At 68.9% G+C, this 13,754-nt stretch carries 14 protein-coding genes; all 14 read left to right on the forward strand.

Features of this window, described 5'->3' with window-relative positions:
* Positions 1–12 precede the first annotated feature (12 nt).
* The 14 genes from phnF to codB all read left to right on the forward strand — a co-directional run bounded on the left by phnF (position 13) and on the right by codB (position 13,747).
* Entirely contained in the window at positions 13–774 is a 762-nt protein-coding gene (gene phnF / locus ACGTN6_RS15160) for a phosphonate metabolism transcriptional regulator PhnF (RefSeq protein ID WP_394593047.1), read from the forward strand.
* Complete coding sequence (gene phnG / locus ACGTN6_RS15165; RefSeq protein WP_394593050.1) at positions 771–1,238, forward strand: phosphonate C-P lyase system protein PhnG; 468 nt, start codon at positions 771–773, stop codon at positions 1,236–1,238. Before phnF ends, phnG begins: the two co-directional genes overlap by 4 nt.
* Complete coding sequence (gene phnH / locus ACGTN6_RS15170; RefSeq protein ID WP_394593052.1) at positions 1,238–1,879, forward strand: phosphonate C-P lyase system protein PhnH; 642 nt, start codon at positions 1,238–1,240, stop codon at positions 1,877–1,879. The genes phnG and phnH overlap by 1 nt, the downstream gene beginning before the upstream one ends.
* Complete coding sequence (locus tag ACGTN6_RS15175) at positions 1,864–3,027, forward strand: carbon-phosphorus lyase complex subunit (RefSeq protein ID WP_394593054.1); 1,164 nt, start codon at positions 1,864–1,866, stop codon at positions 3,025–3,027. Before phnH ends, ACGTN6_RS15175 begins: the two co-directional genes overlap by 16 nt.
* Positions 3,024–3,857, forward strand: a complete 834-nt coding sequence (locus tag ACGTN6_RS15180) for an alpha-D-ribose 1-methylphosphonate 5-phosphate C-P-lyase PhnJ (protein WP_394593057.1) — start codon at positions 3,024–3,026, stop codon at positions 3,855–3,857. Before ACGTN6_RS15175 ends, ACGTN6_RS15180 begins: the two co-directional genes overlap by 4 nt.
* The gene (gene phnK, locus ACGTN6_RS15185) at positions 3,854–4,672 is read left to right on the forward strand and encodes a phosphonate C-P lyase system protein PhnK (protein WP_394593059.1); all 819 of its coding nucleotides are present in this window, start codon (positions 3,854–3,856) and stop codon (positions 4,670–4,672) included. The genes ACGTN6_RS15180 and phnK overlap by 4 nt, the downstream gene beginning before the upstream one ends.
* Before the next feature lie 10 nt (positions 4,673–4,682).
* A complete protein-coding gene (phnL, locus tag ACGTN6_RS15190) occupies positions 4,683–5,423 on the forward strand; it encodes a phosphonate C-P lyase system protein PhnL (RefSeq protein ID WP_394593062.1) in 741 nt (246 codons plus the stop codon).
* Positions 5,423–6,571: an alpha-D-ribose 1-methylphosphonate 5-triphosphate diphosphatase gene (locus ACGTN6_RS15195; RefSeq protein WP_394593064.1), complete on the forward strand. Its 1,149-nt coding sequence runs from the start codon at positions 5,423–5,425 to the stop codon at positions 6,569–6,571. The genes phnL and ACGTN6_RS15195 overlap by 1 nt, the downstream gene beginning before the upstream one ends.
* The gene (phnN, locus tag ACGTN6_RS15200; protein WP_394593067.1) at positions 6,571–7,113 is read left to right on the forward strand and encodes a ribose 1,5-bisphosphokinase; all 543 of its coding nucleotides are present in this window, start codon (positions 6,571–6,573) and stop codon (positions 7,111–7,113) included. The genes ACGTN6_RS15195 and phnN overlap by 1 nt, the downstream gene beginning before the upstream one ends.
* A complete protein-coding gene (gene phnP / locus ACGTN6_RS15205) occupies positions 7,110–7,907 on the forward strand; it encodes a phosphonate metabolism protein PhnP (RefSeq protein ID WP_394593070.1) in 798 nt (265 codons plus the stop codon). Before phnN ends, phnP begins: the two co-directional genes overlap by 4 nt.
* A gap of 502 nt (positions 7,908–8,409) precedes the next feature.
* Entirely contained in the window at positions 8,410–9,282 is an 873-nt protein-coding gene (locus ACGTN6_RS15210; protein ID WP_394593072.1) for a nitrilase-related carbon-nitrogen hydrolase, read from the forward strand.
* Between the two features lie 78 nt (positions 9,283–9,360).
* A complete protein-coding gene (locus ACGTN6_RS15215; protein ID WP_394593074.1) occupies positions 9,361–10,872 on the forward strand; it encodes an NCS1 family nucleobase:cation symporter-1 in 1,512 nt (503 codons plus the stop codon).
* 40 nt (positions 10,873–10,912) lie between these two features.
* The gene (gene hydA, locus ACGTN6_RS15220; RefSeq protein WP_394593076.1) at positions 10,913–12,352 is read left to right on the forward strand and encodes a dihydropyrimidinase; all 1,440 of its coding nucleotides are present in this window, start codon (positions 10,913–10,915) and stop codon (positions 12,350–12,352) included.
* 135 nt (positions 12,353–12,487) lie between these two features.
* Positions 12,488–13,747: a cytosine permease gene (gene codB, locus ACGTN6_RS15225; RefSeq protein WP_394593079.1), complete on the forward strand. Its 1,260-nt coding sequence runs from the start codon at positions 12,488–12,490 to the stop codon at positions 13,745–13,747.
* Positions 13,748–13,754: the final 7 nt, after the last annotated feature.

The raw sequence follows: 13,754 nt of genomic DNA on the forward strand, positions 1-13,754 counted from the left end.
CCAGGAGGCGAGATGTCTAGACAACTTTCCGCGACCGGCGCCGCTCAACCCCGCTACCGAACCCTGGCCGACACCCTGGCCCGGGAGGTGCGTGCCGACTACGGCCCCGGCGACCTGCTGCCCGCCGAGTCCCAACTGGCCAGGCGCTTCGCCGTCAATCGCCACACCGTGCGCCGCGCCCTGGACGAGCTGGTCGCCGCCGGCATGGTCACCCGCCATCAGGGGCGCGGCACCCAGGTCGTCGACCGCCGCCTGGACTACGCCGTCCACGCCGGCAGCAAGGTGACCCACAACCTGGCCGAGCGGGGCATGGCCACCGAGACCCGCTGCCTCGACCAGGGCCTCGACGAGCCGCCCGAGGCCATCGCCCAGCGCTTCGAGGCGTCCCGCGGCACCCCCTTGCTGAGGGTGGAGACGCTGCGCTGTGTCGACGGCGCCCCGCTGCTGCGGCTGCGCCACTGGTTCGACCCGACGCGAGTGCCGGGCTGGGTCGACCGCTATCGCGGCGGCTCCACCCGGGCGCTGCTCGACCAGCACTACGGCCTGCGCCTGCGGCGTCGTCGGGTGCGCCTCGAGGCCCTCCAGGCCGACCCCGAGGACAGCCGACTGCTGCAGTGTCCCCACCGGGCGCCGCTGCTGGCACTGACCAGCGACAACGTCGACGCGACCGGCCGCCTGGTGGAGGTCTCGGTCAGCCGCGCCCGGGCCGACCGCTTGGCCTATCACATCGATTTCGATCACTCCCTGACGGACCCCGACGAGGTGTTCCCATGAAGCAGACCCCTCTGCCCGAGACCCAGCCCCAGACCCAGGCGCAGCGCCAGCGCCTGCTGGCGCTGACCCCCCGCGAGCGCCTGGAGGAAGGCTGGGCCGAGCTGGCCCTTCCCGTGACGCACCGCTGCGTGCGCGGCCCCGAGACCGGCATGGCCATGGTGCGCGGCCGCATGGGCGGCACCGGCAACGCCTTCAATCTCGGCGAGATGACCCTGAGCCGGGCCAGCGTGACGCTGGACGACGGCGCCACTCTAGGCCACGGCTGGGTGGCCGGCCGCGACCATCGCCACGCCGAGTTGATCGCGCTGGTCGACGCCTGCGCCCATCGCCCCGAGTGGGCCGAGCGCATCGACGCCGAGCTGATGGCCCCCTTGGCCCGGGAACTGGACGCGGCCCGCGAGCAGGCCTCGCGCGCCGCGGCGGCGACCCGGGTGGACTTCTTCACGATGGTACGAGGCGAATGATGATGCGCTGGCAAGCCTTCTCCGACCCCGTCCAGGACGGACAACGCCACTTCCGCCGCGTGCTCGCGGCCATGGCCGAGCCGGGCACCCTGCATGACGCCGCGGCGCCGGCGGTGCCCGAGGACGCGGCCATCGGTCCGGCGCTGTGGGCGACCCTGCTGTCGCTGTGCGACCTGGACACCCGGCTGTGGATCGCCCCGGGCCTCGAGGCCGGCGGCCTGGTGGAGGCGGTGACCTTCCATACCGGCTGCCGGAGGGCCGCCACGCCCGAGGAGGCCGACTTCGCCCTGGTCACCCCGGCGACCCTGGTAGCTCCGGGCCGGGACTCAAGCCCAGCCTTCGCCGAGGGCAGCGATGCCTACCCCGACCGCAGCACCACCCTGCTGGTGGTCCTCGGCACGCTGGCCGGGGGTGGTCCCTGGCGGCTGGCCGGGCCCGGCATCCCCGACACCCGCGACCTGGACGTGGGCGAGGCGACGCCGTTGATGACCCGGCTGGCCGCCAACCGGGCCCGCTTCCCGCAGGGCCTGGACGCCATTCTCTGTTGCGGCGAGCGCCTGGCGGCGATTCCCCGCAGCACACGCATCGAGGCTTCCATTTCCGCTACCCCCGAGGAGGATCGCGCATGTACGTCGCAGTGAAAGGCGGCGAGCAGGCCATCGCCAACGCCCACCGCTGGCTGGCGGACCGCCGCCGCGGCGACCGTGACCGGGACGCGCTCTCGGTGGCCCAGCTCGCCGAGCAGATGAACCTGGCCGTGGACCGGGTGATGGCCGAGGCCTCGCTCTATGACCCCGAGCTCGCCGCCCTGGCCCTCAAGCAGGCCAGCGGCGACCTGGTCGAGGCGGTGTTCCTGCTGCGCGCCTATCGCACCACCCTGCCGCGACTGGCCAAGACGCTGCCGCTGGACACTGGTGCCATGCGGCTCGAGCGGCGAGTCAGCGCCACCTACAAGGACGTTCCCGGCGGCCAGGTGCTCGGCCCGACCCATGACTACACCCATCGGCTGCTGGATTTCCTGCAGCTGGCCGACGGCGAGGTACCCGAGCCGGCTCGCGCCGAGCAGGCGCTGGAGGCCTGTCCGCCGATCCTCGAGCAGCTCGATGCCGAGGGGCTGATCGAGCGCGAGACGGACGACGGCGCCGAGCCCTACGACATCACCCGGGACCCGCCGGACTTCCCGGTGGATCGCGCTACCCGCCTGCAGATGCTGGCCCGGGGCGACGAGGGCTATCTGCTGGCGCTGGGCTATTCGACCCAGCGCGGCTACGGCCGCAACCACCCCTTCGCCGGCGAGATCCGCATCGGCACGCTGGAGGTGGAGATCGCCGTGGAGGAATGCGAGGCCCCGGTGTGCATCGGCGAGATCGCGCTCAGCGAGTGCCAGATGATCAACCAGTTCGCCGGCTCGCGGGATCGGGCGCCCCAGTTCACCCGCGGCTACGGCCTGGCGTTCGGGCGCAACGAGCGCAAGACCATGGCCATGGCGCTGGTCGACCGGGCGCTGCGCGCCGAGGAGCTCGGCGAGCCGGTACAGGGCCCCGCCCAGCAGCCCGAGTTCGTGCTGGCGCATGCCGACAGCGTCGAGGCCTCGGGCTTCGTCTCCCACCTCAAGCTGCCCCACTACGTGGACTTCCAGTCCGAGCTTGAACTGCTTCGCCGGCTGCGCCGCGCCCATGGCCAACCCGACGGTGCCGAGGACAGTCGCGAGACGGTCGATGACGGGGGCAAGAAGAAGGAACCCGCAGTTGAGCAGGACACCAACGAATCCGAGCAGGTGAGCCCATGAACGGATACAACTTCGCCTATCTCGACGAGCAGACCAAGCGCATGATCCGCCGCGGCCTGCTCAAGGCGGTGGCCATCCCCGGCTACCAGGTGCCCTTCGGCGGCCGCGAGATGCCCATGCCCTACGGCTGGGGCACCGGCGGCATGCAGCTCACCGCCAGCATCCTCGGCCAGGACGACGTGCTCAAGGTGATCGACCAGGGCGCCGACGACACCACCAACGCGGTCAGCATCCGCGCCTTCTTCGAACGGGTGGCCGGCGTCGAGACCACCACCGCTACCACCGAGGCGGACGTCATCCAGACCCGCCACCGCATTCCCGAGACGCCGCTGTCGGCCGACCAGATACTGGTCTTCCAGGTGCCGATTCCCGAACCGCTTCGCTTCATCGAGCCAAGCGAAGAGGAGACCCGGGTGATGCACGCCCTTGAGGAGTACGGGGTGATGCACGTCAAGCTCTACGAGGACATCGCCCGACACGGCCACATCGCCACCACCTACGCCTACCCGGTGAAGGTCGACGGCCGCTACGTGACCGATCCCTCGCCGATTCCCAAGTTCGACAATCCCAAGCTGCACATTAGCGAGGCGCTGATGCTGTTCGGCGCCGGACGCGAGAAGCGTCTCTATGCCATCCCGCCCCACACCCGGGTCGAGAGCCTGGACTTCGAGGACCACCCCTTCGAGATCCAGGCGTGGGACGAGCCCTGCGCGCTGTGCGGCGCCCGGGACAGCTTCCTCGACGAGGTGATCACCGACGATGTGGGCGGACGCATGTTCGTCTGCTCGGATACCGACTACTGCCAGCGCCGTCAGGAGGAAGTGGCATGAAGCGTCCGCAACTGGAACGCCCCGCGCTGCTGGAGGCCCGGGGCGTCACCCGGCTCTACGGGCCCGGCAAGGGCTGCGAGGATATCGACTTTCGCCTGCATGAGGGCGAGGTGCTGGGCATCGTCGGCGAGTCGGGGTCCGGCAAGTCGACCCTGCTGCGCACCCTGTGCGGCATGGAGACGCCCGATGCCGGCCGGGTCGTCTATCACTCTGATGTCGAGCGGTGCCTCGACGGGGCGTCCGACGACGGTGAGCTCGACCTCTACGCCATCGGCGAGGCCCGGCGCCGGGCGCTGCTGCGCATGGAGTGGGGGCTGGTGCACCAGAATCCCCGCGACGGCCTGCGCCTCGGCGTCTCCGCCGGGGCCAACATCGGCGAGCGGCTGATGGCCCTGGGCGATCGCCACTACGGCCAGCTGCGCGCCGCCGGCCAGGACTGGATGGGTCGGGTCGAGCTCGACCCGGGACGCATCGACGACGCTCCCCGGCACTTCTCCGGCGGCATGCAGCAGCGGCTGCAGATCGCCCGCACCCTGGTCACCCGGCCGCGGTTGGTGTTCATGGACGAGCCGACCGGCGGCCTGGACGTCTCGGTGCAGGCGCGGCTGCTCGACATGCTGCGCACCCTGGTGCGTGAACTGGGCCTGTCCGTAGTGCTGGTGACCCACGACCTGGCCGTGGCCCGGCTGCTCGCCGACCGGCTGATGGTGATGCGCCGCGGTCGAGTGGTGGAGGCCGGCCTGACCGACCAGATCCTCGACGATCCGCAGCATGCCTATACCCAGCTGCTGGTGTCGTCGGTGCTGACGCCCTGAGGAGATCGAGATGACCGCCATGACCCAACCCTTCCTGAGCGTCGCGTCGCTCGACAAGACCTTCGTGCTCCACGGCCAGGGCGGCCTGCGCCTGGAGGTGATGCGCGACCTGTCGCTGACGCTGGCGCCGGGCGAATGCCTGGTGCTGGCCGGCCGCAGCGGCATCGGCAAGAGCACCCTGCTGAAGATGCTCCACGGCAGCTACCGGGTCTCGGGAGGCAGCCTGCGGCTGCACTTCGAGGACGGCGAGCTGGAGCTCGCCGACCTTCCGCCCCAGGCCTGGCCCGCGCTGCGCCGCGAGGTGATCGGCTACGTCAGCCAGTTCCTGCGCGTGGTGCCCCGGGTGCCCGCCGTGGAGGTGGTGATGGAACCGCTGCTGGCCCGCGGCGTCGACGCCGCTGAGGCCCGGCCTCGAGCCGAGGCCCTGCTGGCGCGGCTCAATCTGCCCGAGCGGCTGTGGTCGCTGCCCCCGGGCACCTTCTCGGGTGGCGAGCAGCAGCGGGTCAACATCGCCCGCGGCTTCATCGGCGAGCATCCGCTGCTGCTGCTCGACGAGCCCACCGCTTCGCTGGACGCCGCCAACCGCGACGTCGTCGTCGAGCTGATCCGCGAGGCCAAGGCCCGCGGCACCGCCATGCTCGGCATTTTCCACGATGAGGACGTACGCGAGCGTGTCGCCGACCGTTTGCTGCCGCTGGACCGCCATATGCTGGCCCGCGCCAGCGCCCCCGACTCCCAGGAGACGCCGTGATGACCGCCCCCGAACAGATCCTGACCAACGCCCGCCTGGTGCTCGACGATGAAGTGGTCGAGGGCAGTCTGGCGATCCGCGACGGCGTCATCGCCGCCGTCGACGTGGCTCCGAGCCGCTCGGCCGCGGCCATCGACTGCGGCGGCGACTATCTGCTGCCTGGGCTCATCGAGCTGCACACCGACAACATGGAGAAGTACTTCCAGCCGCGGCCCAAGGTGGCCTGGCCGGGGCGCCAGGCGGCGCTCGCCCACGACGCCCAGATGGCCGCCAGCGGCATCACCACGGTGTTCGATGCGGTGTCGATCGGCGACGTGGACGAGCAGAGCATGCGCCACGGGGCGCTGCACCAGATGGTCGCCGCCCTGGGCGACATCGTCGACGACGGCCTGGCCCGGGTCGACCACCGCCTGCATCTGCGCTGCGAGGTCAGCCACCCGGAGACCCTGGCGCGCTTCGAGGCGCTGGCCGATGCGCCTCTGCTGGGGCTGGTCTCGCTGATGGACCATGCCCCGGGCCAGCGACAGTTCGCCAGCCTCGAGGCCTACCGCACCTACTACCAAGGCAAGTACGGCCTCGACGACCGGGCGCTGGAGGCCTTCATCGCCAAGCAGCTGGCCAACAGCGAGCGCTACAGCGGTGAGCACCGCCGCGCCATCGCCGAGCGCAGCCGAGCGCTGGGCCTGGCGCTCGCCAGCCACGACGACGCCACCGTCGCCCACGTGGCCGAGAGCCGTGAGTATGGCACCCGGGTGGCCGAGTTCCCGACCACCCGCGAGGCCGCCGAGGCCTCCCACCGCCAGGGCATGGCGGTGATGATGGGCGCGCCCAACGTGGTGCGCGGCGGCTCGCACTCCGGCAACATCGCCGCCAGCGAGCTGGTGCGCCTCGGCGTGCTCGACATCCTCTCCTCGGACTACTACCCGGCGGCGCTGCTCGACGCGGTGTTCCGCATCGCCGACATGGAGGGCGGCTATTCGCTGGCCCGCGCCGTGGCCACCGCCACCCGCCAACCGGCCGAGGCCGTGGGTCTGGCCGACCGGGGCCGGCTGGCCGAGGGGCTGCGCGCCGACCTGCTGCGGGTCAGGCCGGTGGACGGCCATCCCCTGGTGCAGCGGGTGTGGAGCGCCGGCAGGCAGGTGCACTGATGGGTCGCCTGGTCTACGTGATGGGGGCCAGCGGCGTCGGCAAGGACTCCCTGCTCGACGCCGCCCGGGTCCGCCACCCCGACTGGCTGGTGGCGCATCGCTACGTGACCCGCGACAGCGGGTCGTCCGAGAACTCCGTGGCGCTCAGCGTCGCGGAGTTCGCCTCGCGCCGGCGGCTGGGGCTGTTCTGCCTGACCTGGCGGGCCCACGGGCTGGACTACGGGCTCGGCATCGAGCTCGAGGCCTGGCTGTCCCGGGGCCGGGCGGTGCTGGTCAACGGCAGCCGCCGGGCCCTGCCCGACGCCCGTGCGCGCTTCGGGGATGCCCTGCTGCCGGTGCTGGTCACCGCCCCCGAGGCGGTGATCGCCGCGCGGCTGCGGGGCCGTGGCCGCGAGGACGAGGCCGGGATCGCCGCTCGACTGGCGCGCCACCGCGAACTGGCCGAGGCCCTGCCCGAGGTGGCCCGGGTCGACAACGGCGGCACGCTGGCCGAGACGCTGGTCGGGCTGGGTGCGCTGCTCGAGGAGGAGTGTCGGGCATGAACTTCCGCTTCGTGGGCACCGGCAGCAGCGCCCAGGTGCCGCGCTTCGGCTGCGACTGCCCGGCCTGTGCCCGGGCCCGGGTGCTGACCAGCCATCGCCGCGGACCCTGCTGCGCCGAGGTGCGCATCGGCGGGCGGCGCTACCTGCTCGACGCCGGGCGCATGGACCTGGCCGACAGCTGCGAGGCCGAGCGTCCCGCGGCCATCCTGCTGACCCACTACCATGCCGACCACGTCCAGGGGCTCTTCCACCTACGCTGGGGCAGCGGCGAGTCGATCCCGGTGCACGGCCCCAAGGATGCCCAAGGCTGCGCGGATCTCTACCGCAACGCCGGGATCCTCGATTTCCGGCCGGGTCTCAAGCCCTTCCGTCCGCTCGAGCTAGAGGGGCTGACGGTGATCCCGGTCCCGCTCAATCACAGCAAGCCGACCCTGGGCTATTGCCTGGACGACGGCGGCGGCCGGCTGGCCTATCTCACCGATACCCTCGGCCTGCCCGTCGAGACCGAGCGCTTCCTGCGCGACTGGGCCCCCGACGTGGTGGTGCTGGACGCCACCCATCCGGCCTCGCATCTCGAGCCGCGCAACCACAACAACCTGCCCCTGGCGTTACAGATCATCGAGCGTCTGGCGGTGCCCCGGGCCTATCTGACCCACATCGGCCACGATCTCGATGCCGAGCTGATGGCGGGTGGCCCGGCGCTGCCGGCCGGGATCGAGATCGCCCGCGACGGCCTGGCGCTGGACGTGCTGCGGGGCGGTGTCATGGCGGGAGAAGCCGCGCTCGCCCGCTGAGCCGGCCGCCGCGCAGGGGAGGGGGGTCACCATCACGGGCCTCGCCGTTCGTCGCCTCCGCCGTATCGGAGGCGATGCCTTACCGTGTTGGCCGCGCTGCCGAAGGCATGCCCCGATGTGGTGCCTGTTCGGCCCGAAGGCCCATGGCTGGTGCATGCCAATAAAAAGTTTGACCAAACGTAAAAATCGTCCTTGACCATCCCGGAAACGACTCTTACCTTTACCAAAAGGTAAAAAAACAAAGACAACATTCACGGCCGTTTTCCTCATAAAAATATGATTTATTTCATAAGGTTGGATAACGGTTTGGCTTTGGAGATGCTCATGAAAGCATGGATTGACCTGCCTGAACCCACCGGATGACCCTCCCGGGATAGCACACGATTTTCTGACTTTTACTGGCCGCTCTCAGGGCGAGAGCCGGGCGATGACGGCCGGCCTTTTCCAGGGGAAATGTCGGGCGGCCGGAAACTCGGCACGCAATACAATAACGAGGTGCAGCATGACGACACTCAAGTGTGGCCTGATCCAGATGGGCCTCAAGGGCGAGACGTCGATGAGTCCCGACGATATCCGCAACAGGATGCTCGAGGCACATCTTCCCCTCATCGACGAGGCTGGCCGGCAGGGCGTACAGGTTCTCTGCTTCCAGGAAGTCTTCACCCAGCCCTATTTCTGCCCGAGCCAGGACGGGAAATGGTATGACGCCGCGGAGCGCATTCCCGATGGCCCCACCACCCGGCTGATGCAGGAGTACGCGAAGCGCTACCGCATGGTCATCGTGGTGCCGATCTACGAGGAGGACGTTACCGGGGTCTTCTACAACACCGCCGCGGTCATCGATGCCGACGGCACCTACCTGGGCAAGTATCGCAAGAACCACATCCCCGACACGGCGCCCGGCTTCTGGGAAAAGCTGTATTTCAAGCCGGGCAACAGCGGTTACCCAGTCTTCGACACCGCCTACTGCAAGCTCGGGGTGTACATCTGCTACGACCGTCACTTCCCCGAGGGCTGGCGCGCCCTGGCGCTCAAGGGCGCCGAGTACATCGTCAATCCCTCCGCCACCGTCAAGGGCAAGAGCCGCTATCTCTGGGAACTCGAGCAGCCGGCCTCGGCGGCCGCCAACGGCGTGTTCATCGGTGCCATCAACCGGGTCGGCCGCGAGGCGCCCTGGGACGAGCAGATGGGCGAGTTCTACGGTTCGAGCTACATCGTCAACCCGCTCGGCAAGATCGAGGCCCAGGCCAGCGAGGATGGCGACGAGCTACTGGTCCACGAGATCGACCTCGACATGATCCGCGAGGTCCGGAAGGGGTGGCAGTTCTTCCGCGACCGCCGGCCGGAGTCCTACGAGGAACTCGCCGAGCAGTGACGACGCGGCGCCACCGCGGCGATGCCGCCGGGGTGTCACGCATCCCGGAACGACAACAACAATACGATGGGTTGAACGATGAGTCATACGACGAGCGAGACGACGGGGGCGGCCCAGGCCGCTCCCAAGCCGGGCTTTTGCCCCGAGCTGTGGAATGCCGACCTGGCCCCGGTCGGTGAGGAGGATCGAACCTGGAGCTGGCAGAACATCGCGGGTCTATGGGTCGCGATGGTGGTGTGCGTGCCGGCCTACATGCTGGCCGCCAGCCTGGTGCCCGAGGGCATGTCCTGGTGGCAGGCGGTATTGACGGTGTTTCTGGGTAACCTGATCGTGCTGGCGCCGATGCTGTTGATCGGTCATGCCGGCGCCAAGCACGGCATTCCTTTCCCGGTGCTGCTGCGCGCTTCCTTCGGCACCTCCGGCGCCAAGCTGGCGGCGATGATGCGCGGCGTCGTCGGCTGCGGCTGGTTCGGCATCCAGACCTGGGTGGGGGGCTCCGCCATCTACGTGATCCTCAATATCCTGACCGGCCGGGCGCTGGTCGGCGAGCCCCTGCCGGGGCTGGGGATCGATCTGGCCCAGTTCCTGTGCTTCCTGGCCTGCTGGGGCATGCATGTCTACTTCATCGCCCGCGGCACCGAGTCCATCCGGGCGCTGGAGACCTACGCGGCACCGTTCCTGATCGCCATGTCCTTCGGGCTGCTGATCTGGGCGGTGATCAAGGCCGGCGGCTTCGGGCCGATGCTGTCGACGCCCTCGGCGTTCGTCGAGGGCGGGGCCCGCGAGGGCGAGTTCTGGCAGGTCTTCTGGCCTGGCCTGACGGCGATGGTGGGGTTCTGGGCGACGCTGGCGCTGAACATCCCGGATTTCACCCGCTTCGCCAAGAACCAGCGGCACCAGTTCATCGGTCAGGCGGTCGGCCTGCCGATCCCCATGGCGATGCTGGCCTTCATCGCCGTCGGCGTCGCCTCCGCCACCGTAGTGATCTACGGCGAGGCGCTGTGGGACCCGGTGGCCATCACCGAGCGCATGGGCGGCTTCGCGGTGATCATCGCGCTGGTTGCCCTGGTGATCGCCACCGTGACCACCAACCTGGCGGCCAACGTGGTGGCGCCGGCCAACGGTTTCTCCAACCTGAGCCCGCGGCGTATCTCCTTCCGGATGGGGGGCTACATCACCGCCGGTCTGGGCATCGCCATCATGCCCTGGAAGCTGCTGGAGAGCACCGGCGCCTACATCTTCACCTGGCTGATCGGCTATTCGGCGCTGCTCGGCCCCCTGGCGGGCATCATGCTGGCCGACTACCTGCTGATCCGCCGGACCGAGCTGTCCCATGACGACCTGTTCAAGAACGACGGTCGCTACAGCTATCGCAACGGCTGGAACGTCAATGCCTTCATCGCCTTCGTGATCGCCGTGCTACCCAACCTGCCCGGTTTCCTCGCCGCGGCCGGCCTGATGGACGGCGTACCGAGCCTGTTCAGCACTCTCTACAACTATGCCTGGTTCGTCGGAGTCGCCATCGGCGCCGTGGTCTATCTGGCGCTGATGCGCATGACCCGACCCAGCGTGGTGACTGCCACGTCGTGAACCCTGACCGGGTGAGCCAACACCAGAAAGGAGAAGCACCATGTCCGTACTGATCAAGGGCGGGACCGTCGTGACCGCCGACCACAGCTTCCGTGCCGATGTCTACTGCGAGGAAGGGCGGATCGCCGCCATCGGCGATAACCTGGACGTGCCGGATACCGCCGAGGTCGTCGATGCGAGCGGGCAGTACGTGATGCCCGGGGGCATCGACCCGCATACCCACATGCAGTTTCCCTTCATGGGCACCGTGGCCAGCGACGACTTCTACACCGGCACCGCGGCGGCGCTGGCCGGCGGCACCACCAGCATCATCGACTTCGTGATTCCCAAGCCCGGCCAGCGACTCATGGAGGCCTACGAGCAGTGGCGCGAATGGGCCGAGAAGGCCGCCGCCGATTACACCTTCCATGTGGCAGTCACCTGGTGGGACGACTCCGTCCGCGAGGACATGGGCACCCTGGTGCGTGACCACGGGGTCAACAGCTTCAAGCACTTCATGGCCTACAAGAATGCCATCATGGCGGACGACGAGACCCTGGTGAAGAGCTTCCGTCGCTGCCTGGAACTGGGCGCCATGCCCACCGTGCACGCCGAGAATGGCGAGCTGGTCCATCAGCTCCAGCAGGAGATGCTGGACAAGGGCATCACCGGGCCCGAGGCGCATCCGCTGTCGCGCCCGCCGCTCGTCGAGGGAGAGGCCGCGAACCGGGCGATCCAGGTGGCGCAGGCGATGAGCACGCCGATCTACCTGGTGCACGTGTCGTGCAAGGATTCGCTGGAGGCGATCACCCGGGCCCGCACCGCCGGACAGCGCGTCTACGGCGAGGTGCTGGCGGGACACCTGACCATCGATGACAGTGTCTATCGTCACGAGGACTTCGACGTCGCCGCCGGTCACGTCATGAGCCCTCCCTTCCGTCCCAAGGAACACCAGGAGGCGCTGTGGCACGGCCTGCAGGCCGGCAACCTGCACACCACGGCCACCGATCACTGCTGTTTCTGCAAGGACCAGAAGGCCGCCGGCCGTGACGACTTCACCAAGATCCCCAACGGCACGGCCGGCGTCGAGGATCGCCTGGCGATCCTCTGGGACGAGGGCGTCAACGGTGGGCGGCTGACCATGAACGAGTTCGTGGCGGTCACCTCCACCAACACGGCCAAGCTGTTCAACCTCTATCCGCGCAAGGGCAGCATCTCGGTCGGCGCGGATGCCGATATCGTGGTCTGGGATCCGAACGGCACGCGCACCATCTCGGCGGAGACCCATCACATGAACGTCGACTTCAATATCTTCGAAGGACGTACCGTTCGGGGCATTCCGACCCACACCCTGAGCCACGGCAAGATCGTGTGGCGCCAGGGCGAGCTGATGGCCGAGCGCGGCGCCGGACGCTACCTGCATCGCCCGCCCTTCACCCCGGTGTTCGAGGCCATGGCCCGCCGCACCGCTCTCCAGGAGCCTCAGCCGGTCGAGCGTTGATAGCGATCCCCCCGCTGGCGGGACGGTGATCCTGCCAGCGGGGCCCGCCCCTGCCATACTCGGTCGGTTCCCCGCGCAGCCAGCGGAGGGAACGACCGTTCGTTCGCTCAACAATAACAAGACAGGACCAGGCACATGTCTCATTCTGACTACCCCCTGAGCGAGGTGCCCTGGGCATCGCGCAAGGGGTTGCTGTCCACGTCGGCGGTACTGCTAGGCTTCACCTTCTTCACCGCGACCATGTGGGCGGGTGGCAGCATCGGTACCGCCTTCGCTTTCCAGGACCTGATCCTCGCCATCGTGATCGGCAACGTGCTGCTGGGGAGCTATGCCTCGGCGCTGGCCTATATCGCCTGCAAGAGCGGCCTCAACTCCGTGCTCATGGGGCGTTTCTGCTTCGGCGAGATGGGCAGCAAGCTGTCCGACATGCTGCTGGGCTTCACCCAGATCGGCTGGTATGCCTGGGGGACCGCCACCATCGCCATCGTGCTGGTCAAGACCACCGGGGTGCCGGCCTGGTCGGAGGCGCCGCTGATGGTGTTCTTCGGCATCGCCTTCTGCCTGACCGCCATGGTGGGCTATCGAGGCCTTGACTGGCTGTCCCGTTTCGCCGTGCCGGCCATGCTGCTGTTCATCCTGATCAGCTTGTTCACCGGGCTGGCCGACGCCGGCGGATGGGCCGGGCTGGTCGCCCAGACGCCTAGCGGGGAAATGACCTTCGCCGCGGCCGTGACCGTCATCATCGGCACCTTCGTCAGCGGGGGCACCCAGGCCACCAACTGGAGCCGCTTCGCGCGCTCGCCGCGCATCGCGGTCATCGCCACCATGCTGGCCTTCTGTGTCGGCAATGGCCTGATGGTGATCACCGGCGCCTTCGGCGCCCTGGTCTATCAGCAGGCCGATATCGTCGACATCATGCTGGCGCAGGGCTTCGTGGTCCTGGCCGTGCTGATGCTGTTCCTCAACATCTGGACCACCCAGGACAACACCATCTACAACTTCGCCGTGGCCGGCTGCAACCTGGTCCGCACACGGCGGCGCCGACTGGTGACGCTGGTCGGGGCGGCGATCGGTACGCTGCTGGCCGTGTTCGGCATGTACGACATGCTGATCCCTTTCCTGGTGCTGCTCGGCACCTTCATTCCGCCCTTCGGCGGCGTCATCATGGCCAACTTCTGGGTGCGCTATCGCGGCCGGTATCCGGCCATGGCCGAAGCGCGCCTGCCCAACTTCGACTGGGTGGGGCTGGGCGCCTACGGCCTGGGGTCGTGCGCGGCGCTGCTCTCGCCGATCCTGCCGCCGCTGGTCGGGGTCGGCGCCGCCGCTCTGGCCTACACCGTCCTGCAGGCCTGCGTCCGACGATCGGACGTAGGCGATGTCGCCAGAGATTCATGATCGAGGC

The organism is Halomonas sp. B23F22_20, assembly GCF_043496985.1.
GTDB lineage: Bacteria > Pseudomonadota > Gammaproteobacteria > Pseudomonadales > Halomonadaceae > Halomonas.